General features: G+C 25.0%; 29 protein-coding genes and 4 pseudogenes. 16 read left to right on the forward strand and 17 right to left on the reverse strand.

Translation table 4 applies throughout. The features are described from left to right. The first annotated feature begins 138 nt into the window (after positions 1–138). The 4 genes and pseudogenes from AACL22_RS13165 to AACL22_RS13185 form a co-directional block, all read left to right on the forward strand. Positions 139–342: a DUF2649 family protein gene (locus AACL22_RS13165; protein WP_338992842.1), complete on the forward strand. Its 204-nt coding sequence runs from the start codon at positions 139–141 to the stop codon at positions 340–342. A 586-nt stretch (positions 343–928) separates the two neighbouring features. Next, complete coding sequence (locus AACL22_RS13170; RefSeq protein ID WP_422397494.1) at positions 929–1264, forward strand: hypothetical protein; 336 nt, start codon at positions 929–931, stop codon at positions 1262–1264. Then, a pseudogene (locus AACL22_RS13175) lies at positions 1248–1457 on the forward strand (IS30 family transposase); the annotation flags it as partial. The gene AACL22_RS13170 and the pseudogene AACL22_RS13175, both read left to right, overlap by 17 nt. A 166-nt stretch (positions 1458–1623) precedes the next feature. Then, positions 1624–3408 (forward strand): annotated as a pseudogene (locus AACL22_RS13185) (spiroplasma phage ORF1-like family protein); the annotation flags it as partial. 23 nt (positions 3409–3431) lie between these two features. Here AACL22_RS13185 and AACL22_RS13190 read toward each other — a convergent pair. Beyond that, positions 3432–3572 carry a hypothetical protein gene (locus AACL22_RS13190; protein WP_338992849.1) on the reverse strand — a complete coding sequence of 47 codons (141 nt, stop codon included), beginning with the start codon at positions 3570–3572 and terminating at the stop codon, positions 3432–3434. 207 nt (positions 3573–3779) lie between these two features. Here AACL22_RS13190 and AACL22_RS13195 point away from each other — a divergent pair, with 207 nt between their 5' ends. Beyond that, positions 3780–4835, forward strand: coding sequence for an Mbov_0401 family ICE element transposase-like protein (locus AACL22_RS13195; RefSeq protein ID WP_338992850.1), 1056 nt, complete (start codon positions 3780–3782; stop codon positions 4833–4835). A 143-nt stretch (positions 4836–4978) separates the two neighbouring features. On the opposite strand, the pseudogene AACL22_RS13200 reads toward AACL22_RS13195, so the two are convergent. Further along, positions 4979–5955 (reverse strand): annotated as a pseudogene (locus tag AACL22_RS13200) (IS30 family transposase). A 397-nt stretch (positions 5956–6352) separates the two neighbouring features. Here AACL22_RS13200 and AACL22_RS13205 point away from each other — a divergent pair. From AACL22_RS13205 to AACL22_RS13215, 3 genes are all read left to right on the forward strand, one after another. Beyond that, complete coding sequence (locus tag AACL22_RS13205) at positions 6353–6568, forward strand: hypothetical protein (RefSeq protein WP_338992856.1); 216 nt, start codon at positions 6353–6355, stop codon at positions 6566–6568. Beyond that, complete coding sequence (locus AACL22_RS13210) at positions 6562–7557, forward strand: ETX/MTX2 family pore-forming toxin (RefSeq protein ID WP_338992857.1); 996 nt, start codon at positions 6562–6564, stop codon at positions 7555–7557. The genes AACL22_RS13205 and AACL22_RS13210 overlap by 7 nt, the downstream gene beginning before the upstream one ends. A 248-nt stretch (positions 7558–7805) precedes the next feature. Beyond that, positions 7806–8048, forward strand: coding sequence for a hypothetical protein (locus AACL22_RS13215; protein ID WP_338992858.1), 243 nt, complete (start codon positions 7806–7808; stop codon positions 8046–8048). A 27-nt stretch (positions 8049–8075) separates the two neighbouring features. Here the strand turns inward: AACL22_RS13215 and AACL22_RS13220 are convergent, their stop codons facing one another. The 15 genes from AACL22_RS13220 to AACL22_RS13290 all read right to left on the reverse strand — a co-directional run bounded on the left by AACL22_RS13220 (position 8076) and on the right by AACL22_RS13290 (position 17210). After that, on the reverse strand, positions 8076–9923 hold the full coding sequence (locus AACL22_RS13220) for a hypothetical protein (protein ID WP_338992860.1): 1848 nt from the start codon (positions 9921–9923) through the stop codon (positions 8076–8078). Then, on the reverse strand, positions 9923–10930 hold the full coding sequence (locus tag AACL22_RS13225) for a hypothetical protein (protein WP_338992862.1): 1008 nt from the start codon (positions 10928–10930) through the stop codon (positions 9923–9925). Before AACL22_RS13225 ends, AACL22_RS13220 begins: the two co-directional genes overlap by 1 nt. 3 nt (positions 10931–10933) lie before the next feature. After that, positions 10934–11176 carry a hypothetical protein gene (locus AACL22_RS13230; RefSeq protein WP_338992864.1) on the reverse strand — a complete coding sequence of 81 codons (243 nt, stop codon included), beginning with the start codon at positions 11174–11176 and terminating at the stop codon, positions 10934–10936. Between the two features lie 13 nt (positions 11177–11189). Then, positions 11190–11429 carry a hypothetical protein gene (locus AACL22_RS13235; RefSeq protein WP_338992866.1) on the reverse strand — a complete coding sequence of 80 codons (240 nt, stop codon included), beginning with the start codon at positions 11427–11429 and terminating at the stop codon, positions 11190–11192. Positions 11430–11626: 197 nt separating this feature from the next. After that, positions 11627–12550, reverse strand: coding sequence for a hypothetical protein (locus AACL22_RS13240; protein WP_338992867.1), 924 nt, complete (start codon positions 12548–12550; stop codon positions 11627–11629). Beyond that, positions 12544–12780, reverse strand: a complete 237-nt coding sequence (locus tag AACL22_RS13245) for a hypothetical protein (RefSeq protein ID WP_338992868.1) — start codon at positions 12778–12780, stop codon at positions 12544–12546. The genes AACL22_RS13240 and AACL22_RS13245 overlap by 7 nt, the downstream gene beginning before the upstream one ends. A gap of 54 nt (positions 12781–12834) precedes the next feature. Beyond that, positions 12835–12978 (reverse strand): hypothetical protein, encoded by a 144-nt coding sequence (locus AACL22_RS13250; protein ID WP_338992869.1) that lies wholly within the window; start codon positions 12976–12978, stop codon positions 12835–12837. A gap of 86 nt (positions 12979–13064) precedes the next feature. Further along, a complete protein-coding gene (locus tag AACL22_RS13255; protein WP_338992871.1) occupies positions 13065–13469 on the reverse strand; it encodes a hypothetical protein in 405 nt (134 codons plus the stop codon). Positions 13470–13508: 39 nt separating this feature from the next. Then, entirely contained in the window at positions 13509–14033 is a 525-nt protein-coding gene (locus tag AACL22_RS13260; RefSeq protein ID WP_338992873.1) for a hypothetical protein, read from the reverse strand. A 98-nt stretch (positions 14034–14131) separates the two neighbouring features. Beyond that, entirely contained in the window at positions 14132–15352 is a 1221-nt protein-coding gene (locus AACL22_RS13265) for a hypothetical protein (RefSeq protein ID WP_338992875.1), read from the reverse strand. Between the two features lie 18 nt (positions 15353–15370). Beyond that, positions 15371–15829, reverse strand: coding sequence for a hypothetical protein (locus tag AACL22_RS13270; protein WP_338992876.1), 459 nt, complete (start codon positions 15827–15829; stop codon positions 15371–15373). Between the two features lie 11 nt (positions 15830–15840). Continuing rightward, entirely contained in the window at positions 15841–16239 is a 399-nt protein-coding gene (locus AACL22_RS13275) for a hypothetical protein (protein WP_338989310.1), read from the reverse strand. Continuing rightward, positions 16239–16499, reverse strand: a complete 261-nt coding sequence (locus AACL22_RS13280; RefSeq protein WP_338992877.1) for a hypothetical protein — start codon at positions 16497–16499, stop codon at positions 16239–16241. Before AACL22_RS13280 ends, AACL22_RS13275 begins: the two co-directional genes overlap by 1 nt. A 49-nt stretch (positions 16500–16548) precedes the next feature. Next, the gene (locus tag AACL22_RS13285; protein ID WP_338989306.1) at positions 16549–16971 is read right to left on the reverse strand and encodes a hypothetical protein; all 423 of its coding nucleotides are present in this window, start codon (positions 16969–16971) and stop codon (positions 16549–16551) included. Beyond that, on the reverse strand, positions 16926–17210 hold the full coding sequence (locus AACL22_RS13290; RefSeq protein ID WP_338992878.1) for a hypothetical protein: 285 nt from the start codon (positions 17208–17210) through the stop codon (positions 16926–16928). The genes AACL22_RS13285 and AACL22_RS13290 overlap by 46 nt, the downstream gene beginning before the upstream one ends. Before the next feature lie 964 nt (positions 17211–18174). On the opposite strand from AACL22_RS13290, the gene AACL22_RS13295 reads away from it, so the two are divergent. From AACL22_RS13295 to AACL22_RS13980, 8 genes and pseudogenes are all read left to right on the forward strand, one after another. Then, on the forward strand, positions 18175–18888 hold the full coding sequence (locus AACL22_RS13295) for an IS3 family transposase (protein WP_338992935.1): 714 nt from the start codon (positions 18175–18177) through the stop codon (positions 18886–18888). A gap of 393 nt (positions 18889–19281) precedes the next feature. Next, positions 19282–19425, forward strand: a complete 144-nt coding sequence (locus AACL22_RS13300) for a hypothetical protein (protein ID WP_338992879.1) — start codon at positions 19282–19284, stop codon at positions 19423–19425. 337 nt (positions 19426–19762) lie between these two features. Continuing rightward, positions 19763–21019, forward strand: a complete 1257-nt coding sequence (gene hisS, locus AACL22_RS13305; protein WP_338992880.1) for a histidine--tRNA ligase — start codon at positions 19763–19765, stop codon at positions 21017–21019. Further along, positions 21019–22752, forward strand: coding sequence for an aspartate--tRNA ligase (gene aspS, locus AACL22_RS13310; RefSeq protein ID WP_338992882.1), 1734 nt, complete (start codon positions 21019–21021; stop codon positions 22750–22752). The genes hisS and aspS overlap by 1 nt, the downstream gene beginning before the upstream one ends. Before the next feature lie 535 nt (positions 22753–23287). Next, positions 23288–23578, forward strand: coding sequence for a hypothetical protein (locus tag AACL22_RS13315; RefSeq protein ID WP_338992884.1), 291 nt, complete (start codon positions 23288–23290; stop codon positions 23576–23578). Positions 23579–23637: 59 nt separating this feature from the next. Next, the gene (locus tag AACL22_RS13320; RefSeq protein WP_338992885.1) at positions 23638–23907 is read left to right on the forward strand and encodes an HNH endonuclease; all 270 of its coding nucleotides are present in this window, start codon (positions 23638–23640) and stop codon (positions 23905–23907) included. A gap of 95 nt (positions 23908–24002) precedes the next feature. Further along, a complete protein-coding gene (locus AACL22_RS13325) occupies positions 24003–24218 on the forward strand; it encodes a YneF family protein (RefSeq protein WP_114564239.1) in 216 nt (71 codons plus the stop codon). A gap of 238 nt (positions 24219–24456) precedes the next feature. Next, positions 24457–26225, forward strand: a pseudogene (locus AACL22_RS13980) (PTS sugar transporter subunit IIC). Positions 26226–26227: the final 2 nt, after the last annotated feature.

The following is a 26227-nucleotide window of genomic DNA, read 5'->3' on the forward strand; positions in this document are numbered from 1 at the left end:
TTATTGAGTTCAATTTGTAAGTTATATTATTGGTTCAAATGTCCCTGAGTTTTTATATGTTATATCGTTTGTATTATTTATCGTTTTATTTTTTGGTATGTTTTTTAAACTTATTCAAAAAATGTGGAGTTTTTAAATATGCAAAATGATTGAGAAAAATTAAAACAGTTTTTTATTCATGTATTTTTATTTATTGATAAATCTAATGTTGAAAGTATTATAAACTGAACTTTGACTCAAAATGAATATTTAACTTTGATGGTTGGTATTTGAATTGTTATTTTATTTTTAACTTGGTTTTTATTGTGAATGGTTTTTAAAATAGTTAGTTATTTTAAATAATTAAGTTTTGTTATTATTATGGTTTTCTCTCCCCACAAAATTTTAAAATCTTTTTTTGAATATAATATATATTTTCATTATGAATGCAGTAATTATTAATATAAAAAATGTTGTAAAAAATATTTCTTTTGCATTTATTTGACTAATATTTTTAAATATTCATTCTACAAAATTAATTGTAGTAATTAATTTTCCGATAGGATTAATTAAAAAGTTTATAATTTTAATAATAGGCAATAATATTAAAATTATTTTTAAAATTTTCTTAATTTTTATCACTCTCCTTTTTTTGATTTGTGAGGAGAGAAAACCATAATAATATTAGTTTAAAAGAGCAAAACATAAATCAGATGTTGGTTTAGGAATTCAGTTTTTTAAGATAATTATTCCGCTTGAATTTGCCAATAAATATGATAGTTATTGATTAAGTTTTGTTCGTGATTTAAAAAATGATGAAGTTATTAATAAAAAAGAATATTTTTGAAAAGATATATCAAAATTAAACAATAAACAAAGCTTAGAATTGTTTGATATTGATATTTTGAAAGAAAATTTAAAAGCAAAAAAGGGAAAGGAAAAATAAAAAATGAGTAATTTATTAAGTGAAAGCGTTAATAATAATAATTGAAATAAGATTTTTAGTTTTATTTTTGATACTTTTTTATTTGTTTTTGATGTTATTTGAAATACTAAATTGCCAATGACAAATATAACTATTGCTTATTTTTTAATCTTTTTTATAGTTATTAAATTATCAATTTATGCTATTCACGGAACATCAACTAATTATAACGATTTAGGTTCAACAGTTAAAAGTGGTGTTATTAATAGTTCTAAACTATATGGTGCTACTGTTCGGGGTGTTTCTAGTACTAAACAAGGTTTGCAAAAACATCTTAAAAAATGTATATTTTTGTGATAAAGGTAGTCCTACACAAAAACCAATTGTAGAAGGAATGAATAGAGATATAAGGCGAGAATTACCAAAAAGTACTGATTTTAGAATTATTAAACAAGATAAAATAGATTGAATAATTAATACAATTAATGATAAGATAAGACCTTGTTTAAATTGAGAAACACCAACACAGTTATTTAATAAATATATTAAATAAATTTATTAAATAAAAAAACTTAATAAATTATTTTTTAGTGTGCCCAAATATACTAATTTTAAATAAATTTAAAAAATAATTTAAAAATACTTGCAAACTTATTTTTAAGTGCTATTATTTTAATTAATAAGAGTAGGAAATAACTAATTGCATTTACACTATACATGTTGATAAAAAACAATTTTTAAAAGAATTAACAAATTTTTCGTATTCATTTGCAAAATATTTTAATACTGTTGAAATTATAAATAAATTAGAAAAAAGTGTTGATAATTTGCAACAAGTTAATTTAAAGTTTAAAAATTGAAAATTAATTAGTTATAATAATTTAGAAAATGAATTTAAAAAACAAAATAATAAATGATATATATTAAAATATAAAAATCAAATAATTTTAAAAGAAAAATATACTCAAAAAGATAAAATTAGAATTAATAATTTTGAAAACTATAAAATGATAAAATTTGGAAAAAGAATGATACAACAAATAGAATTAATATTTTATCGTTGAGATGGAGTTAATGAACCACAAACACCCGAAATTGATACAGATACTGGTAGTGTTTTTTTGGACTGATACTAATTATCAAAATACTCGTTCTTTTTTTAAAAATATATTAATGCTATTGTGCAAGAAAATATTCGAGTTCAACAAGGTGGTAATTTAGATTATGATGATCTAAATTTAGGTAGTCAAAGAATTATTTTTGATTTTGAAATTATTAATAATTTGAATAAGTCTAGTATTGGTACTATTTTAACTAAAAAATCAATTTATCGAATGATTTTAACGATTTATGAACGAAAAAATATTATTGCTGGGAGTTTAGAGTTAACACATCTTAAACAATATTGAAATGGATATGATTATAATAATTATCGGTATACTGATGATTTAGGTTTTTTATTTTCTTTTATGAAAAATAAGGAAAATACATTTAATTTTAGTGCTGAAACATATAATTATTATCAGGATAATACTCCTAATACTGGTAAAGAGATTTTTGAACAGATGAAAGGTCAAATTGATATTAATAAATTTTTAAAAGCATTTTTTGCTCATGCTTTAGTTCCAGTATTTCAAAATCGTAGTAATTTTATTGAAAGTGGATATATTGATAATTTACAATATGATACGGTTTTAATTAACTTTTTTGGTTTAAAATTAGTTAATTTTACAGATGTATTAATTGAGGAAAGCAATATTAATAAAACTCAATTTGAAAAATTATTAAATAGTATGTTTACGGTTTCTCAAAATTTTTATAAAGATTATTTACGAACAATTTTTGATTTAGAAAATAATACTTATGTGCAAGGATATAATAAAAAATATGGTTTATTAGCGAATAATGGTTTTAAAATTTATCCACGTTATTTTTATTTTTCTGATAAATACAAACAATTAGATATTAAATTGTATTCAGCGTTTAAAAATCGGTTTTATAATACAAATTATGGTAATGTGTTTAACTGTGTTTTTTCAGTTTCAAATGATTATAATATTAATCAAAATGAAGGTTATGTTTTTGAAGGTGCTTTAAAAGATAAATATGGTTTAAAATATAAAAAAATTGAAGAACAAAAAATTGGTTATAATGTTTTTGAATTACAAGCACAAAAAGAAAATGATATGTATTGTTATTATGATTTTAATTTTGGTATTTATAACTGACAAGAAATAAATAATGGTGGATTATTTCCCGATGGTCAATGATGACAAGCACAATATGAAAGTTGTAGTTGATATAACTTAGCATGTCATATTCGTAATGCGGCAATTTGAATTGTTAATAATATTCCGGGTGTAAAACAAGTTAATGAATTAGCGAGTGGAGTTGGAAAAATTTTTGAAACAATATATAGTTTTTTTAATCAAACATTTGAGGTATGAAAATTTAGTCCAGCATTATATAATATTATTTTTATGAAATTTGTACGATTAATATAAAAAGGACTAATAAAGTCCTTTTATTATTTTCAATCTGTAATTTTGCCAGTATCCTTATCAATTTCGGGTGTTTGTGGTTCATTAACTCCATCTCAACGATAAAATATTAATTCTATTGGTTTATTATTAAATTGTTGTATCATTCTTTTTCCAAATTTTATCATTTTATAGTTTTCAAAATTATTAATTCTAATTTTATCTTTTTGAGTATATTTTTCTTTTAAAATTATTTGATTTTTATATTTTAATATATATCATTTAATATTTTGTTTTTTAAATTCATTTTCTAAATTATTATAATTAATTAATTTTCAATTACTATTTTCTGGTTGTTGTTGTGGATTATATCTATAAAGAAAGGAAATAATAAAATGTTTAATTTTAATAAATTTAGTGCAAATATTTATGAAAATGCTTTAAATCAGTTAAAAGAAAAGATAGAAAGAATTGATAATATAATTTTAAAAAAACGAGATAAAATAAAATATTTTGTAAAAGAAATAAAAACTAGAAAAATTAAAACAGAATTTGGAATATTAATTTATAAGAGAAGAATTTACAAATATCTTTATAAGGGTAAGTGAAAATATGTTCCTCTTGTTGATAAACAATTTGGAGTTGAAAAATGACAAAGAATAATTAATGATTTAAAATTAAAAATAATTGATGAAATAGTAAAAAATAAAAGATATAGTAATATATTAGATATGTTTAATTGTAAATTGCATTTTTCATCTGTTTCGCGTATTTTACGAAAAGCATTAATAAAAAGAAAAGATAAAAAAATAGATTTAAAAAATTGAGAAAATTTATATAAAAATAAAAATAATAAATCTTATTTGCAAACTGTTAGAATAATTTCATTTAATACTGGAAAAGAAAATAATAAATCTTTAAATAAAAAATATTGTTATTTTTTTCTTAATAAGAAAACTCGAGGAGCAGAATTTAATGATTTATTTATTAAAAAACAAATTCAAAAATTTTTTAAAAATTATGAAAATATTAAATTAATTATTGGTGGGGATAGTGCTAAATGAATTAAAAAAACTGCTAAAATTTTAGATGGTATGTTTATATTTGATAGATTTCATGCAATAAGAGAATTAAAGAATAATATATATTGTGGTAATCGTAGTAAAGAATCCTTTAAAAATTATTTACACGCAAAGGAATTATTTTTACAAGGAAAATACGACGAATTTATAACTTTTTTTAAATCACTACAGAATGAAAGAATTAAATTAAGGTATTTTATTAATTTAAAAAATGGTATTTTAAATCAAAATAAAGAGTGAAATATTGGCGTATCTGCTGAAAGTGATGTTTCAAGAGTTGTAAAATCTTGTTTGGGATATGGGAATAAAACATTTTCATTTTCAACATTTAAAAATATTTTGGATTGTAAATTGTATTATGAAGTGTAGCACTCTACTTAATTTTATTATAACACCAATAAAATAAATGTTCAATATAATTTATTTTAAAAAAATTTAGTAGTTTTGTTTTAAATTTATGAATTTTGGCACACTGAAAAATAAAATGATTAAAATTTTTATAGGTAATTATATTAAAAATTAAACATTTGTATAAAAACTTCTTTTAAAGATAGTCAATGTAAAGATTTTTTAAGTTTAGAGTTTATTATATTAGCAACTTCTTGATAATAATTTCTTGAATAAATACTTAAATCAATTCCTTTGGAAAATCAATGTCTAAAATCACGAATTGCTCTTTCAACTTTGGGTTTTTGAGTTGGAGTTCCAGCATCACAAAAATATACTTTAGCAGTTGTTATTTTTTCAATTTTTTCTCAATCAGCAAATTCTTTGCCTTGATCTGTTATTATTCCTTTTCATCTATCTTTTAAAAATCTGTTAAAAAAATTCGTTTTAATGCGTTTGTAACTTCTTTTGTTGTTTTTTCTTTTAATGGTTCAATGATTTTAAATTGCGTTAATTTTTCGATTAAAACTAAACAAACACTATTATTTTTACCAACCATAGTGTCCATTTGAAATCAACCAAATTCATATTTATCATGTTTTGTTTCTTCAATAGTTCTAAAATTTCTTATTTTACCGCGATTATCAATCCTATTTTTTGTTTTATATTTTCTACCATGAAAATACAAATTATATTTTTTGAAATTTAAAAATCCCAAATGAATATATTTATATAAAGTTTTAAAACATACTGGAAATTTAATACCAAACTCTTTTTCATATTTTTTACAGATTTGTTCTGGTGAATCATGAAATTTGTTATATTTTTCATCTAGTCATTCTAAAATATTTAGCAATAATGATGATTTTTTAAAACATTTTTGTCATTTTTGTAAATAATCTTCGTGTGCTAATTTAGCGTCATATTCATTATCTTTTAACCTTTTTATTTCTCGTCTAATTGTATTGCGATTTTTATGCAATATTTTTACTATTTTAGATATATTGGGTTGACCATTTGTTCTTTTTAAAGAATCAAGTTCTAATAAATCTTTTAACATTACTCTTTCTTTAAAAGTAAAATGATGCTTTGTTTTATCCATTTTAAAAAATCCTTTCTTTTATATACAAAGTTAATTATATAGTTTTTTGAAATTTTGGGCGAGCGGTTGATTTTCTTAAATTTTTGTGATAAAATGACTTACAAGTTAAAAAAGATTTTGAGGTTCTTTCAAACAAATTTGGGAACCTTTATAAAATTCTTCGCTTAACGCTTAGAATTTTTCCCAAGTATTTTGAAAAGCGCGGCAAAAGTTTTTTTAAACTTTAAGGCATTTTTCACAAACTTATGAAAATAACCGCGAGCCCAGATTAGTAATAAAATATAATTACAATAACAATCATTCTAAACAATCTCCTTTTTAAAACATATTTAAAAATGCTTGACTTGCATATATATATATATAAAGTTTCAAGATGAAAGAAAGGAAATTATATAAAATGAAAAAACTTTTAAGTTTATTAAGTGTATTAACAATTAGTGGAACTGCTGTACCAACAACGGTTGCCGCTAGTTCTTATCAACAAAAAGAAAATAATTTAGAAAATTTGATAATTAGAAATAAAAGACAAAATAATAAACAAAATATTACTCTGGAATTTCACAGGTTGTTATTACTGCAGGTGGAGTCATTTGATCTTCAGGAGTTGTGTTAAATAATAAATTATATATTGGTTCAGATGATAATAATGTTTATGAATATGATCCTTTAGAATTAATTGAATCTGAAATCATTAATATTCAAGAACAAATAAAAAGAGGATTATATTTATACTATAAAAAACAAAATCCTAGTTATGAAATTAAAAAAATTTACAATATTAATTTAGAAAATTTAACATTATCTGATGTTACTTTAAAACAAACACAAAAAAATAAATCATCTAACTTAGAACAAGATATTAATGATTTTTGTAAAGATTCTGACTCAACATTTATAAATAATAGTAGTATCGAACAAACACAAAATACAGTTTCTTGTTCTAAACAATTAACAGAAACAAATACATTTCAAAAAATGAATGGATTTTCTAAATCAGAATTAACATCAAATACTGAAAATTGAAATTGAAATGTAAATGGTAAAGTTACAGTAAAAACTAGTAGTAATGCTGGTGTTCCACTTGTTTTTGGTGCAAAACTTGAAGTTTCGGTTGAAGTTGGAGCGGGTAAAACATGAGGGGGATCAAAAAATTATACTATAGGAGAAGTTACAAATTCTTCTAATACAGAAATTAAAACAACTACTGAAACTATGACAATAAATGTCCCTTCTCAACCAGTAAAAATACCACCACATAGTAAAATTTCAATTTCTGTTAATGCCTGAAAGAATAATATAGTACTTATTTTAAGTTATTATCAAAAAGTTCAAGGTATGGTTAGTGCCGATTTCCTTGATAAAAACAATAATAGAACAACAGTTTCTATTTCAATAAAAGATGCTATGTCTAGCTTACTAGAAAATAATATTTTACCTTCAAAAATTATAATAAATAATGATAATAGCATAAAATTTTCTTATGATATTAAAAGTCAAAAAGAAATAATTATGCATCAGACTGAAATTGGAGAAGCTATTCCATTAAATTCATATGAACAAAATGAAACATTTAAAGATAACACAATGGGCGTAGGGTTATAAAAAATTAATTATAAACATAGTATAAAAAAATATTAAATCTTTTAGGAATAATAACTTTAATTGGAACAAGTACAACAAGTTTAGTTGCTTGTAACACATCACAATATACTTATACTGAAAAAGAATTAACAGATTTAAAAGAAAAAAATAATATAAATACAAAAGACGGTATTTTAGAATGAATAGCACCACAAGAAAAACCATTTAATGAAATTGAAAATAAGTGATATTTTGTTATATGACATGGTTTGTTTAATAATGAATGAAAAATTAGTATGTTTAATAATAATGCTATACAAATAAGAATTGATACCACTAGCGATTGATTAATGAAGAATTTTGGTGATTTACAAGTTGGATATGGTAAAAGTTGAAAAGATTGAACAAATTATCCAAATTATTTTAAATCAGTTTATCTTTGAAATTTATTAAATAAGCCAGCCTTTAATTTAATTGTTGATAATGATGGGAATATAAAAGTTAATGAATAATAAAAAGTCAGTTATTAAACTGACTTTTTATATTTCTAATGTAATTAAGGATAGTTTTTCATTGTTCTTATTAAATAATTCTAAATTATTAATATTAATTTGCTCTTTTTCTGTATGAATTGTAATATCATAATTTCCATAACCTCAAATACCAGATATTTCAATTTGATTTAAATTAAATAATTTTTCATCAAAAGTTATTTTAATATTATATTCAACTAAATTTTTAGTCATGCTCATTCAAACTGCTTTAGAATAAAGTAAAATATATCATTGCGAAAAATAGTTTAAATAATCTTCTATTTTGTTATTAGAAACAATTAAATTAGTTAAATACTTACCATATTCTCCATCGGACAATTTAATTTCAGCAGGAATTAAAGAAGGAATATTGTTTGTTTCTAATTCGTTTGTTAATGATAATCAATTAAAATAATTTGCTTCTAATTGATAAATGGGGTTTTTTGAAATATCTTTGTTTTTAACAGTTACATTATTGTTATTGTCTTTGTTTTTTTCACCAATACTTTGTTGTTTTAAATTTCAATCTGTAATTTGCCCTGTTTTAGGGTCAATAATTGGTGTATTTGGATAATTATTTTTGTTTCAAAGATAAACTGATTTAAAATAATTTGGATAATTTGTTCAATCTTTTCAACTTTTACCATATCCAACTTGTAAATCACCAAAATTCTTCATTAATCAATCGCTAGTGGTATCAATTCTTATTTGTATAGCATTATTATTAAACATACTAATTTTTCATTCATTATTAAACAAACCATGTCATATAACAAAATATCACTTATTTTCAATTTCATTAAATGGTTTTTCATTTGCATAAACTTCTTTTCAATAATTTATTGGTTCAGGTGGAACGGGTCCACTATTAGTAAAATTAAAATACGATGAATTTAATTCAACTACACAATTTTTAAATTCTCAATAACCAACTTCTCCTATCTCTGTAGGTTTAGATATTAATTTAAAATAGTATGGAGCAATTAACTTAACATCATCATTATAACCTTTATTAATAGTATACTTGCTATATGCGTAATTTGACAACATATAGATAATTTGTTTAAATATTTTGACAATCTTATCACTAATAAGAGTTGGATTATCTAATTTTCAATTTTCAATTAAACCATCAATTACATCTTCTGGTTTTTGTCCTTCGAATTTTTGACGTAATTCAGCCGTTTTATTAGTAGGATTACCTTTTTCATCGTATTTTGCTTCTTGAAATTTTCTATCATAATTATAACGATATGTTAAATAATTTAATAAAACCAATTTTAAACTATCTTTGTCTATTAAATCTAAAATATCCTCTCCTTGAATATAGTTTTTGGCAATACTTCAAGGCAAAAAACTTTCCGTAAATCAATACTGAAATATTCTTAAATTAGGTTCTGTTTCAATCGGCATTGATAATAAAGGTACTAAGTTAGCGTTTTGAATAATTGACTGTGGATAAGAATAAACACCATTAACATTGCCTCAACACTTAATATTTCCAAATAACATAGATTTAGGATATTTAATTTCAATCCCAGTAAATAATGTATCTTCTGGCAATGATTTTTGTAAAACTAAGTGAATACTATTCTGATTTTTTCATTTAAAGTCAGTTATTTTAACGCTATTTTGAGAATAGTTTAAGGTTGGTTTTTGTTTTGTCTTAACAAGATTATTAATTTTATAAATATATAAGGTTCTTGCACGGGCTTCTGTAAATAATTGTTCTAAATCAGGGTCGCTGTACTGCAATTGATTAGCAAAATCTAACGGAATACTATCAATTGAATAGTCAATTGGTTCATCATTTTCTGCTAATTGTGATAACATTTTTTCAGATGGTTTTAACATTATTCTTGTTCTCCTTCTTCATTAGGCATATTGATAATAGTTTCGTTGTTTTTTAATTGTCTGTTTAAAGTAGCATTTACTGGTAAGCGAACATCAACAATTAACTCGTCAATATTTTTAATATTGAATGTTCTACTGTTTAAAATAGCATTATCATATTTAATTAACTTAATAATAAATTCAGTTAATTTAATTTCTCTAATATATATCATTTGTTCGTATGATGTGTTTGTTTGAATATTTACACCAGCAACTTCTGCCTGAGTTTGTTGGGCTCCCTTAGCAATGGCGGGAACATGATGTCGATTTATTTTATAGTAATTTGTTAATAATCAATCATATATTTTTGTTAATTGCTCACCTTTAAAATTACCAGCAATATAGTCTACTGGTTGAAAATTACTATCGGGGTCTCCTTCAACTAATAACAAGTCATTTTCAATAAATGATGCCAGCATTTTACTAATTTCTTGGTCAACCACACCAGTAACTCCATTAGTATTAATAGTAAATTTACCACTATTTAATAATGGATCTAACATTATCTTTTCAGCAATAATATCTAAAATACTAGCAAATTGTTTTCCATAACGAGCAGAAGGCTCAAAATTAGGGTTATTAGGAATTATTTCAATTGGAATAAAATTAAGTGGCAATATTTCTTCTCTTTGTAAAGTTGTATAGTTATTTCATTTAACATCATCAATATATAAGTCGGTAATAGTACTATATAATCGTGTTTTTAACTTTCTAATAACTTTAACTTGTTTAGTTACAGAATCAATCTCTAATTTTTCAGTAATAAAAATATTCTGGTCATTTTTAATATAAGGGTCATAATCAAAAGTGCAAGATACTAAATTACCTAATTCATCATATTGGTCATTGTAAAAATCAATAGTAATAAAATTAAGTTTTGAATTATTAGCAAAAATAAAATATGCACCTTTACCATTCTTATTAATTTTATATTCGTTATATCAATTCTTATTGGTAAAGTCCTGCATTTTTTAAAAGCTATTAATTAATTTAGTATCTATTTTTTGATTAGTAAGTGGATTATAAATGCTAATTTCTAAATCTCGCGGATTTAAAAAATTAGCATTATCTTCACAAATTCTTTTTTCTAAAATCTCATTATGTTTTTGAACAGTAACATTTTTACGATTAGTAATCGTTGATGCTAAATTAAGATAATAACTATCAATATCATATTCTTTTTTTAATTTCTTTTTTGCTGGTAATAATCCCATTTATATCACCTCTTTATTTTGTATCTTCTTTTTGTTTTTTGTTATGTGTTTTGATAAATCTAATTGTTTCAATAATCAAAACTATAATTCCAGCTCCGATAAGCATTGCTGAAACAATAACATATGCTGGTCAAGAAATACCTAATGTTTTTTCTCCTATAAAACAAATAATAATTCCGGCGATAAAAAACAATGATGAAACTCCAAAGATTTTCAAAAACATAATTACATCTTTAATATTTACTTTTGACATAAAATCGTCTCCTTCCTAACTTACTTTTTTTCTTTTAATATACAATCCTTTAATTTCGACACTATTTGATATTGATGATAATTTAAACTCACCGCCGGAAAATAATTGAATGGTAATTCAACGACTTGGATTATTTCCATATGATATTTCACTTGCTAATTGACCTTTAAAGTTTATATGCGTAATTATATATAGTTCTATCTCAAGCGTTGTATAACACCATAAACGATAATAATATTCTGACTTATTAAAATTTTTAATTTTATATCCTTTAGAATCTTGAACAAAATCACTAGTATTAACAACTCTTCAATCATTTGATATTTTAGGTAAATCTTTTTTTGTAAATAAAATTTATCTAAATATTTAGTAGTACCAAATGTATCATCAGTACTTTCAATTCCCGCAACTGTACTATCAATAATCATATAATCAGCAGTATTTTTAATAATTGTTTTATTATCAATTTTAATATCACTACCGCCACTTTGTTTTGCTTTTCAGACACCATTTTTTTCATAAATAGTATCATTATCAAAGGGAACATTTATTTCATTATTGTTATTTTTAACAATAGTTTTATTGTCAATCTTAGTTTTTTCTTTTTCTATTAAAGCATCAACTTCTAATTGAGTATAATATGCTTCTAAATCAATCATTGTTAAATCAATACCTTCTTCTTGAAAAGTACGAAACATTTTCTTTAAAGTTGTTAAATTAGCCAATGATTTTGCATAGGTAGGCAATAGACCTTGTCAAGTAATCATAGGGTCATTTTGCGATGAATAATTAATATCACCAACACTCATATTTGCCGAAGTAAAAAATTCAATTGGAATGCGGTTAAATGTTCAATGCTCAATCGTAATAAACACCATATTAATACAAATTTTCTTTAATAATGGATCTTTAAATGTTTCAAACTTTAGTTTTGAAAATGGATAGTTTAAGTAAGAATTAATCATATTTTGGGCTCTTAAAGCAAATGTTTTAAATCATAATTCTACATCACCTTTAAAAAACTTATTATAACGAACTGGAACTTGTGTAATTTTACCTGTCATTGGAATAAAATTATTATAATTTTCCAAAGTAACATTTTGTCATAATTCATTTAACATTTAATCATCTCCTTATCATTTACTTTTTTAAAATATATTTTCTTTAATATAATTTTTTTACTATTTAGTAATGTTTTTGTTTTAATTGTTTTGTTTAAATCTTGTTTTGTTCTGAGTTGTTTATATGCTTGAAATATTAGTCCATTACCTAACAAACTAGTAACCGTACTATCTTCTAGCGTATTTAATAATTTATCTTTATTAAAGTTATTTTTAAATTGTTCTTGCATTTTTAATATCTTAGCAATTGTCCGATATATTTTAAAACTATCTTTTACTACTTGCTAATAAACAAGTGGGGCAAAAGAAACTAAATTAAACAAACTTGTTTTTTTAAATCCCCAACCAATAAACCATTCACTGTTCATATAGAATTTAAACGGTTCAGAAGCTAAAACAAACTGTTCTGCTTTGATTAAAGTTGTCATAACGACAATAGGGGCATATTTAGGATTTTTATAATATATTGTTAAAGCAACTTCACCCGCAACTGATAATGAAACAATTTTAACTGCTAAAAAAAAACATCAAAACCATAAGCAAAAGGTAATAATTGACCTTTTTTAATAGCCTTAGTTTCAAATTTAGATAATATTTTTTTAGTTTTATCAGTAATTTTACTAATTACTTTTTGTTTAATAGTAATTATTTGTTTTTCAATTGGGGCTAATAATTTTTTAGTTACTTTTTGAATATAAAAATTTGGGTTTAAATGATTTAAAATTTTATTTAATTTAATTGGTGTTTGATGAAAAATATTTAATAATTTATTATTATATATTTTACTGCCCCGCATTAAATTAGCATTTAATATTAGGTTTTTACCAACACCTTTTTTATGAAGATTAGTCATTATGTTATATCACTCATTAGTATTAATTTTGCTTATTTTATCAATATTTAATCCATATTCAGACAATCATTTATTAGCATTTATTTCATTTATGCGTGGTATTTTTTAAACTAATGTAGGACTTATTTTTTGAATATTTTTTTCAATTTTTAATAAATTATTAATTGTTTCTAATTTAGAAACTTTAAAACCCTTATAAAAATCATTTCGGGCTAATTTTCCAATTGTATATAATAAAGTTTCATTAACAACATCTTCTAAATTATTAGCAGTTATTACACCTAATTTTTCAAGTAGTTTAGTTTCTTTCGCTAATTTTAAAATTTTAGTTGTTCGAGCAGCACGCGTTAATTTTCCAATACCACCAATTGCTGGTAGCAAATTTAAGGCAGTACTTTTTACTGTCACTTCTAATGTTAATTTATCGTATATTTGATTTACGGCAAAATCGGTTGCTGTTTCTACTTCAAACGAGATAAATGCTGCGGCAAAATTAGATAATCCCGCACCAAGACCAACAGCCGAAGCAATACCACCAGTTAAAACTGATAAACCAAGAGCTAAAACTTGAATTCCTAAAAATTCTAATAACTGTAAACCAAAACTTTTTTCTTGTTGTTGGATTGACAATCTAGTTGGATTTTTTTAACAGCATAAATAAGGGCTGTTTTAGATGTTCCAATTGGCATATCATTTATCAAACGAAAAAGTACTATTTTTTAGTACTATTAAGAATTTTTAATTTTAACATCAATCGGATTTGTTTGACCAGTAGCGTTGTTTTTACCTTCAATTTGAACTGCAACTGTTTTATCATTTGTAATATTAATTGGTCAGTCTTCACCTTTACTTTCAATAAAGTAATCAAAATCACTTTCAGTTAAAGAACTATTTACTGCTTTTACTGCTTTTAAAACAACATCTTTAAATTGTGGTTTTAACTGTTCGGCTGTTGCTTTTGTTGGGTCTGTAACATGTATAGTTGGTTTATCTATTTTATTAATTTTACTAATATCAATTTTTGCAACAATATGTTTAATAATTCCCTTAGGTTCAACTACTGCTCCACCTAAATATAAAACTCTTTCCATAATCAAAGTATTACCCATACCAGTACCTAACGCAGCAGCACCAACTCTTAACGGAGTATGGTCTTTTTTGCGTAAAATAAGAGGGTCATATTTTTTGCTAAACTTAAAGGCAATTGCATTAACTCCATTTGGTAATAATTCAATTGTTCCTTCTGAACCATCTTTATTAATAATTGGTAATTTTTTAGGAACCATATAGTATGTTGTTCCTTCAACAGTTTTCATTGCTCCACTTGTTGTGATTACACTATTTATTTGGTCGTTTGCTCCAAGTTGTAACTGTAATTTATTACGAATTCCACGAATAAAATCAGCCGAACCTAAAACAATTGTTTCTGATGGAGTAAAGCCGTTTTCATATATTTTATCCATAATTTCATCATGAATTTGTAAAGCATTTGTATCATCTGCTTTTTTGCCTTGAATAGTTGTAACTGTTCCTTTATTAATAATTTCTAAAATTTTATTACGTTTATAAGCAACTTCAGTATCCATTGCTTGTTCAATATCAGCTGCTCAAAGATTAGGATTAAAATCACTTTCTATGGGATCTAATTTACGAGCAAAAGTTAAAATTGTATCTAATTCAACAATTCCATCTTCAAATTCCACTGTTGAATATTTTAGTAGGTTATCATCAGTATTAAATACTTGTCCTTCGTTTCCTAGACCTTCATTGTATTTAATATTTTTCTTTCTTTTATATGTTAAACCAAACTTATTGGCTTCTTTTCACGCAAATAGTGCTTCTCAACTAAATTTTTGTTGATAAGTTTGTAAATATCATTGTTCAAATGTTTCTCGGTCTCTTTGTGTTGCTTGATTAGCAATATCGCCAAAAATTGTTTTTGGATCCATTTTTTTATACCTTCTTTCTTATTTATTAAATACATTGTCTGTATCTAAAATATTGTTTTCTTTATTTTCTGATTTTGGTACGCCACCAGTATTAACTATTTGTACCTTAATTAATTCATCATAAACACTTTGCAATTGTGCTTTAATGATTTCAATATCATCAGTAATATCATAAGACTTTAATAAAACATTTTTAAATTCTTCATTATCAGTTAAAGAATTAATAAAGTCAATTATTTCAATTTGTTTTAATTGAATTGTTTGTTGTTCAATTTGTGAAGTTAATTCAGTATTTTTTGTTTGTAGTTCGTTGATTTGCTGATTATTATTTTCTAAATTACTTGCATTAAATTCTTCAACTTCAGCAGTATTTTCTAAAATAATTTCAGCAGTTTTAATATCTAAACTACCATCTTCATTTTTAATAGGTTCATTATTTTCATCAATAAGAACATATTTTACATTTTTTAATGCCATTGTTTTTCCTCCTATTTTTTAATATTTGTATTTATTCTTTTTCTAATTGCTTTTTGTATAATTTCAAAACTATCTACTCTAAAAGACAAAAAATAGCGCTTAGTTTTTATATTTAACTGATTAAATACTGAGCCTTTAATTTTTATCTCATCATCTTTTTTTAATTTCAAAAACTCAGTTAAAACAGATGGGTTATATATTGATAATGTTGAGTAATTTAATCCTTCTCACTGACATTTAGCCGAACAAGCATCAACTTCAACACCACCAGCAACAAGAGCCTTAATTTTTGTTTTAATAGGATTTTCATGTAATCTAACAGTTAATTCTAACTTATTAACTTTTTTATTTTTTATTTTAGGTTTACAGTTATTAGAATTTTTAGGTAAATTACTTTTTGTTTGAGACATTATTTAACATCCTTATTAGATAATTTGTCATATTTTGAACTGTCAACTAATATTCAATCGATAGAACCTGTTGAATATGGATTTTTGTAAAAATCTTCTTTATATAATTGTTTTGCTTCTAAAGTATATTGATTACATTCTAAATCTGCCACATCTTGTTTTAATTTAGATATTTCTTTATCTTTTTCAGCAAGTTCTTTTTTAAGTGTTTCATTTTCTTCTTTAAGTTTGTTAAATTTAATTGATTCTGTTATTGTCATTATTTATCACTTCCTTTTTTAAAAAAATATTGTAAATGTTTTCAAGCATCTAATTCGTGCTCTGACATTTTAATATTTCCTTTATAAATATAATTTTTTTAACAACTGGCGATTGTAAAACATAATTTAAATTAAATAGATATTTACATAAAACTTTTAAACCACCAATGAATTTAGGAGTAGATAATGGATTTTTTATTTTTAAACCTTTATGAAGTTGATAATCTTCAATTATTACAACAACTTTATTTAAATAAGAACAAATTTTATTTTTAAATTGATTTAATATTAAATATATATTATTTATTGCTTCTTCTTCATTTTTGGAATTAAAAGTAATATTATTAATTATTTTCTTTTGCAAAACATTATAAATAATAATACCAGTTTGACCAACTCCAGCAGGGTCAATTGCAATAATATATTTTAATTTATTTGTTTTATTTTTTTGTCAATTTGTAATATTTTTCATCCATCGGATGCTAAATCTAAAATATCGTTAATTTTATAATATTGCATATATGAAACAATAACATCTCACTTGTTTTTAAATAAATTTAAGTACATTTTGGCTCATTCTAAACATTGCAAATCATAATGCTTTTTATGATGTGAAATACGACAATTAATAGGTTGACAATTAACTCAATCAAATGATGTTGTTATTTCATTTCAAGTTTTATTAATATATTTGCTTTTATATTCTGTCATTTTATCTATACTCCTTAATTCTTTTTATTTGTTGCTCAAATTTCATTATTAATATCATTTACCGTTACTGGATAAGCTCGTATCATTAATTCTTGTAATTTATTTTTAATTTTTTTATTTCATTTTTTCATCAAATATTTTTCCTTCTGTAAAAAAACATAATATTCCTTTATTGGTTAATATTTTGATATTTAGTAAATAATTTATTTTAGTATTTAATTACTTCGCCGCCCGCTTCACTTTGGGGAGTGAGCGGGGGCGGATAGGATATTTTGATAGAGTTTATCCCCCATACGGAAATAAACAAAAAACAGTTTACCCAGTTATTAATTACGCTTCATCCATCCCTACACAACTTTATATAAAGAAAATAACCTTTTGGAGTTCCAACCCTCTTGTTTTTTTAGTGTCCGATATTGTTTTTTTCGGTTTAACAGCACTTTTTTTATGAAAACAAGCCAAAAAACACATGCTTTGACATTTCGCAAGTGATTAATCTTGCCGAGAATTAAAGAAATAAATAGGAGTAGTAAATCCAATCGCTTTCACACTTTCTTTAAGGCTTCGTGCCATAGATGAGTTATCCATCTTTAAGCATCAAAAAATATTAAGTTTTAGATTGCATTATTCATCAGATAGTACCTTTATTAAAAATGATATTATTAGCTGTTAAACCGAAAAAATATAATAAATCACAGAAAGGAAATTATAAAAATTAACTAATTTGTAGGGAAAAAATAGGTTAATTTTTAATTTTAAAGATACTATCTGATGAATAATGCAAATAAAAAAATCGCTCTAATAAGCGATTACTTTAATTTGTATTTAATTACTTTATTTATAATTTTTATAAAACCTCAACTTTTTTCCGACTACCAAATTATTACTAGAAGTAACAGGGTTAAAACGTAGTTATTGAGATAAATATAAAAATTATGACAGTAGCAAAAAAGATAAAAAAGCAATAAATGATATTGTAAAAGTCTATGAAGAAAATTTAAAACAATTTGGTTATCGAAGAATTACTAAATATTTAAAGGAAGATTATGGTATAAAATATAATTCAAAAAAAGTTTTAAGAATTATGCGTGATAATCAAATACAATCTGAATATGTAAGAAAAATGAGAAGAAAAATGAAATATAAACAGAATAAAGAAAAAAGCTTATTGCAATATCCTGATTTAATTAATCGTAAATTCAATGATATAAAAACAAGGTTTTCAGTACTATATACTGATGTAACATATTTAATTTGAAAAGGAGAAAGATATTATCAATCAACAATTATTGATGGATATACTAAAGAAATAGTTGATGTAAAGTGATCTAAATATAATGACAATAAATTAGTAATGGATAATTTAAATGATGCAATTAATAAAATAAAATTAATAAAAAAAGATCTGAATGGAATAATAATTCACTCAGATCACGGATATCAATATACATCCACTATTTATCACGATAAATGTTTATCTAACGGTATTACAATTTCAATGGGAAAAAATTACCACTGTGCAGATAATATTGTTATAGAAAGTTTTCATTCATTACTTAAGAAAGCTACAATCCATAATAAAATATATAATTCACATGAAGAATATATACAAGATGTTATAAAATGAAATACATGATATTCAAATCGTAAAGAAAAAGATATAATTAAAAAAAAGTAAATACTTTTTATTAGTACTTACTAAAATGGGTGCACTCTACCTCTTATCTTTTTTTTATTAAAAAATAGAATTTTGTTTAATATATATAATATATTAACTTTAAATATTATTGGATTTGTTTTGTTTAAAAAAAATAAGAAAAAATCAAAGTAATAATTTTTTAGATTTAAACGGTAGTTTTGTTTGTAATCCAATAACTAAAAGAAAGCTTATAATTCAATTAATTTTTACAATATTAAATATTTTTTTACTTTTTTTTGCATTTGCTTATATATGGTCATATAAATATTTCAAATATACATTAGTAGTAAAAAATGAATTAATATATTTATCTAATTATAATAAAATTTTATTTTGATATATATAATTAATATTTTAAAAATTCAATTTATTTTGATTGAATGATTAATTACGTTTAAATTATATAACGCAAAAGAACAAGTTTGATGGAGAGAAATAATGCTAAAAGATAGAAAAATAACAATTAAAGAGTTACAAACATTAGTATTAGGTGAATTGTATCAACGTGGGATTTAAAATTAACTAAGGGGAATAAAAACCAGAAATATTTTTAAAAGTCTATCAGGTCTTAAATATGAATGGTTTTTACAAGATAAATTGCTAATTTATTTTACTTTTCTAAAAAAATAGGTATAATTTTAATTGAAAGAAATTATTGTTGACAATAATTGAACAGAGAAATAGTGGCTGGTGGAAACTATTGGAATTTTAAAGCGTGATGACAACATGAAGATAAAATTTAATAGATTTTGACAAGTAAGCGCATTAACTAAAAGATAATGAAATAAGATGGCACAGCGATTTTTCGTTCCTAAACAATCTTTTAGTTTTTTATTTAGAAGGGAAGAAAGTTATGAATATCCAAAAACCACGAGGAACTGAAGATCTTTATTATGAAAAAGCAAGTGAATTAAGTGCCCTAGAATTAATGCTGCGTAGTCTTGCTATGCAATATAACTATCATGAAATTAGAACTCCAATTTTTGAAGCAAAAGATTTATTTGTGCGTTCAGTAGGAGCAGAAACCGATATTGTTAGCAAAGAAATGTTTGAATTATTAGATAAAAAAGAGCGAGCATTTGTTTTACGTCCAGAAGGAACCGCACCTGTTATTCGCAGTATTATTGAAGATAAACTATATGGGAAATATGAATTACCATTAAAATTATTTTACCTTGGGAATATGTTTCGTTATGAACGACCTCAACATGGTCGTTTACGTCAATTTAATCAGTTTGGAGTTGAAGTGGTCGGAGCTAAGAATTATTTATTAGATGTTGAAGTTATTTTACTTGGTTTTAATTTATTAAAAACACTTGGATTAACAAACTTAACATTAAAACTAAATTATTTAACAATTGGTGCAGCACGAACAAAGTATCTTGGTGTGTTAACAGCTTTCTTCCAAGAACAAACATTATGTGCTGATTGTCAAATTCGGGTACAAAAGAATCCATTACGAGTATTAGATTGTAGAATTGATCATGATAAATTTAGTAATGCACCAAAGATTTATGATTATTTAACCCCAACAGAAAATGAAGAATTTGTGGCAATTCAAAAGTTGTTAACTAAATTAGGAATTCCTTTTACCTTAGATGCACAATTAGTACGAGGATTAGATTATTATACTGGCGTTGTTTTTGAAATTGTGATTGAGGAAGTAGAACGAGAATTAACTTTACTAGGTGGTGGACGGTATGACCAATTAGTGCACACCTTTGAACCAAGTTTAGATTATCCAGCGGTAGGCTTTGCCTTAGGATTAGAACGATTGTTATTAACTTTAGCTGCGAATGATATTGCCCTAGCTGATGAGGCTTATCTTGATGCTTATTTAATTTGTTTATCTGATCATGCGCGTTATTTTGCTGCTTCGTTGTTGTTATTACTTCGAGCAAGTGGTTTTCGTGTTGATTGTAATTATTTAACACGTAGTGTTAAAGCTCAGTTTAAATCATTAGAGCGTTTGAAAGCAAAGAATGCTATTATTATTGGTGATGAAGAATTGAAAAAAAATGTTGTAAAAATTAAGAACCAACAAACAGGAAAAGAACAAGAAGTTAAGTTTGACAAGATTATTACAGTTTTAAGTAAGGAGAAGAAATAATGAAGAGAACACATACTTGTGGTGAATTAACATTAAAAAATGTTAAAGCAAAGGTTGTTTTAAGTGGTTGAGTGGCAAAGAATCGTCGGTTAGGGGGGATTATTTTCTTAGATTTACGTGATCGAACAGGGATTGCACAAGTTGTTGTCCAACCAGTGCATCCCCAATATGCGATGATTAATACAATTCGAAATGAATTTGTTATTAGTGTTGAAGGTGTTGTAATTGAACGAAAAAGTAAGAATTTAAAATTACCAACCGGGGCAATTGAAATTGCAGCTAAACAAGTCACAATTTTATCAAAAGCCGAAACGCTGCCATTAATTATTAATGATGTCACTGATGCGTTAGAAGATGTTCGAATGAAATATCGTTATTTAGATTTACGTCGACCAATAATGCAACAAAAAATTATGTTACGAAATCAATTAGTGCAAACAATTCGGCAATTTTGCCATGCTCATCAATTTATTGATATTGAAACACCAATTTTAAACAAATCAACACCAGAAGGTGCCCGTGATTTCTTAGTTCCCTCGCGTTTAAATCTCCATAATTTTTATGCGTTACCACAATCACCGCAATTGTTTAAACAGTTATTAATGTTAGCCGGATTTGATAAATATTTTCAAATTGCAAAGTGTTTTCGCGATGAAGACTTACGAAGTGATCGTCAACCAGAATTTACGCAATTAGATTTAGAAATGAGTTTTGTTGAGCGCGATGATATTATCCATTTTGTTGAAACATTATTTCAAACAATTATGCAAGATGTGATGAAAGTTAAAATTAAAACGCCCTTTCTTCGGATGGATTATAATGAAGCAATTGAAAAATATGGCACTGATAAACCAGATACGCGTTATGATTTACAGTTATTTGATGCAAAAGATATTTTTGCGAAAACTGAATTTAGAGTCTTTGCAACAGCGTTAAAAAAGGAGTTGAGTTTAAAAGGGATTTTTCTTCCCCAATTAGTCAGCAAAAAACAAGTTGAAGAATTAACGCGGATTGCCCAACAAAATAAAGCACAAGGGTTAGTATGAGTTAAACAAGAAAAGAATAATTGAGAAGGACCACTTGCAAAAGTACTTAGTGATGCTGAAAAAGCAAAATTATTACAAAAATGTAATAAACAAGCTGGAACATTCTTCTTTGTTAGTGATGAAAAAGCAGTTACTTGCCAAGCTTTAGGAGCAGTCCGAGTAGCATTAGCTAAAATGTTTGCTTTAATTCCATTGAATGAATATCACTTCTTATGAATTGTTAATTGACCATTATATGAATGATCAGATGAAAATCAACGTTATGAAGCAGCTCATCATCCTTTTACCGCGTCAACTAGTGAATTTATTGATAATTTTGAGCAGAAAATGGCAACTGCGCGTGCTGATGCTTATGACTTAGTTTTAAATGGTTATGAAATTGGGGGAGGAAGCATTCGTATTCACCAAAGTAAAGTTCAAACCCGAATGTTTAAATCATTACAATTATCAAACCAAGAAATTGAGAACAAATTTGGTTGATTTTTAAATGCTTTTAATTATGGTGTTCCACCCCATGGCGGAATTGCATTTGGACTTGATCGGTTAGCAATGATTTTAACGAATAGTGAATCAATTCGGGATGTGATTGCTTTTCCGAAGAATACAACAGGAACTGATCCAATGACAGCTTCGCCAAGTCCAGTTGAGGACAAACAGTTGGATGAATTAGGGATTAAGTTAAAATAATAAATATATAACAATAACTAACAATATGATTTTTATGAAATATTAAAACTATAGCAAAGGTAATATTCTTTATTGCCTTTTTTTATTTTGAGTGAAGAGATTTATTTTGTTTTTGATTATGGATATTTTTATATATAATTAAATTAAGAAAATAACTAGAAAAAGATATTAAATTATTGATTTAAGAAAAGGAAATAAATAATTTATAATTATGAGTGGATAAAGAACATTGATTAGGCAAATACAAGCAAATAATCAAAGATGAAGAAGAATAGAAAAACAAAAGTATCTTTTAAACAACAGCAAAAAATTTGTAAAAAAATCGAAGTTTAATATATAAATTAAAATGTTAAATAGGTAATAAGTGTGGAAAAATATGGAGCAAAAAATATTTCAAATTATATATTGAAATATTTTTATGATAAAGAATGTACAACTGATGAATTTGCAATGTTTTTATTAGAAATTAATAATTTAAAAATGCAAAAAATATTATATTTTTTTAACATGACAGTAATAAGGAGGATAATAACCTATGGCAAAAGTAGGTGGAAAATCAAGTATTGCATTACCAACAGTTTTTCAAGTTGGTGGTAATACTGCAACAGAAAAAGCAATTGGAGATGTTGCTGTTTTACAAATTAAAAAGATTTTAGAAGCAGATAGTGAATATATTGATGCTACTGAAATGATGATGTTAACTGCTCAACAAGTGTCTATGGCAGAAGGTTTTGAAGCAGGACAATATGTATTCCCAGAGCGTATAGTTTGAGGTAATGATTATGATAAAGATTCTGGAATGGAACAACAATCCGTTTATTACTAGAATTTATCAATATGAGCAGTGAACTTAAGTTTTATGAAAAAAAGGAGGTTTAATGAATTATGAATTTAGATGATAAAGCTATTATTGCATGAAATAATGCTGAGAACTGCAATTGTGATATTCAAGATTGTGCAGAAAATCATAAAATTTGTTATTTATGTGGTGATACAATAATATATGGTGCTTATGAAAGTGTAAAAAGTCAACGAAACAGCAAATTCAAATGGAATATTGATCATATTATACCTAAATCACAAGGTGGAACAAATTCAAATAATAATATCATTGTTGTCCATGTTAAATGTAATCGAAGAAAAGCAGATTCTTAAAAACCAGGAAAATAAGACTTATTTTTAAAAATATGTTAAAATATTATAGGAATTATGCTAATAATTACTTATTACAAAAAAGGAGGACAACAAGAATGCCTTGATGAGGAGGACTTATTATTGGGATTGGTTGTTTAGTTATTGGTGGGGTTTTAGGATTTTTAATTACCAAAAAAATTGTGCAAAAACAATTACGTGATAATCCCCCAATTACTGAAAAACAAATTCGGGCAATGTATATGCAAATGGGACGCAAACCGTCGGAAGCAGATATTAAAAAGGTGATGAATTCAATGAAACGTGCAAAATAAGATTGGATTTAATATCTTTTGCCAATAATGTAACACATGTTAGATTATTAATCTAACATGTGTTTTTGTTTTACCAAATAATTAACATTAGAAATACTTTTGCATAAATTTGCAAAAAATTTACAATTTTACTAGTTATTACCAAAAAGAAGAAAACAAATTGCAAAGAAGTAAGATGTTAGAAGAAACCTTCGTTATCTTAATACTACAAAGATGATAATTAGCAAGGAGGGAAAAAATGTCGAGTTTTTTATCTTTAACAACTGGCGATTATGTTTTAAATTTCTTTAAAGAATTTATTGGCACACCAGCAATCTTGATTGGTTTATTTGCTCTTGTTGGTTGTTTATTACAATGCAAGAACGGGTTTTTAATTATCGGTGGGGGAGCTGGGATTTTAGCTGGTGCAGTTGGTAAATTAGGAAATGCTTTTAATTTATTGTTTGGGATTAATGGGATTATTGCTAATAATGATGTTATTCCTGGGTTATTTTTAAATAGTTTACCAAAAATTGTGTTAGCTGGATCATTAATTATGATTTGTGCAATGTTATTAAATATTTTATTAGCACGGATTACCACTTATAAATATATTTATTTAACTGGCCATGTCTTATTTTACTTATCAGTAATGTTTGCTAGTGTTTTAAATTTAGTGGGGTTAAATTTAGCTGAAGATTTACCAATTATTGTTATTACTGGTGCATTATTGGTATCGCTATGAATGATTATTTCGCCAGCATTATTAAATAAATATGTCATTAAAATTACGAAATCCGATACCTTAGCAGTTGGCCATACCGGATCATTATCATACTTGTTTTCTGCTTGAATTGGAATTGTAATTGCAAAAATAAGTCGTAAACCACTTAAATCAACAGAAGAAATTAAGTTTCCAAAAGGATTAAGCTTCTTACGTAATACTAATATTGCAATTGCAATAACAATGTTTTTCTTATACTTAATTATTTACTTTACTGCATGGGGTGTGAAAGGCTATGATGCCTTAGTTAATGCTAACATTCTTAATACTGGTCAAGATGTTTTTGTCCAAGGATTATTACAATCATTTGTCTTTGCTGCTGGGGTTGAAGTATTACTATATTGGGGTTCGAATGTTTATTGCCGAAATTGTTCCTTCGTTTAAAGGAATTTCTCAAAAGTTAATACCAAATGCAAATGCAGCGTTAGACTGTCCAACAATGTTTCCATATGCCCAAAATGCGATCTTAATTGGTTTTATTGCCTCATTTCTTGGCGGAATCATTGGTATGGCAATTACAATTATTATTGTTCATCAAATTGATTGACAAGATCATAGTTTTATTGGCTGAGCAATTGTGATTCCAAGTATTGTTCCGCATTTCTTTTGTCGGAGCAACCGCTGGTGTCTTTGGGGATGCGTATGGAGGCGTATGAGGAGCAATCTTTGGTCCATTTCTAAATGGGGATTTTAATGACTTTTATTCCATTCTTATTTTTTGGTTTAAAATATATGCATACATTAACAAATGCTAATGGTAGTTTAAACGGTTTAACATGAGGAGATAGTGATTTTCTCTTAGGTTTACCAATTGCTGGGTTAGGACAGTTAGTTGAGCGAAAAGTTAGTTTATGATTGTTACCAGTTCTTGCCGTTATCCTGTGACTAATATTACCACTTCTTAATTTAATAACTTTTTTACGAACAAAAAAAAAACATTACCAAACAAACCCGCTTCCTATTAAAACTAACTTGTTGCTGTTTGCGGACAAGGATTAGGTTCATCATCATTAATTGAATTGAACATTAAAAAGATTGTACAAGAATTAAATTTACCGCACTTAGAAATAACTCATACTAATGTGAATGCTTTTGATGCTACTGATCAACAAATTTTAGCAGTTATTTGTGGTACTGATTTAGCAGATTCAATTCCATATCAGAATAAAATTATGTTAGATAATTTATTAGATGAAACAGAATTAAAAGAAAAACTACTACAATTTTTACAAGAATATGAATAAAA

The sequence above is a fragment of the Spiroplasma endosymbiont of Seladonia tumulorum genome, assembly GCF_964020235.1.
Taxonomy (GTDB): Bacteria; Bacillota_I; Bacilli_A; order Mycoplasmatales; family Mycoplasmataceae; genus Spiroplasma.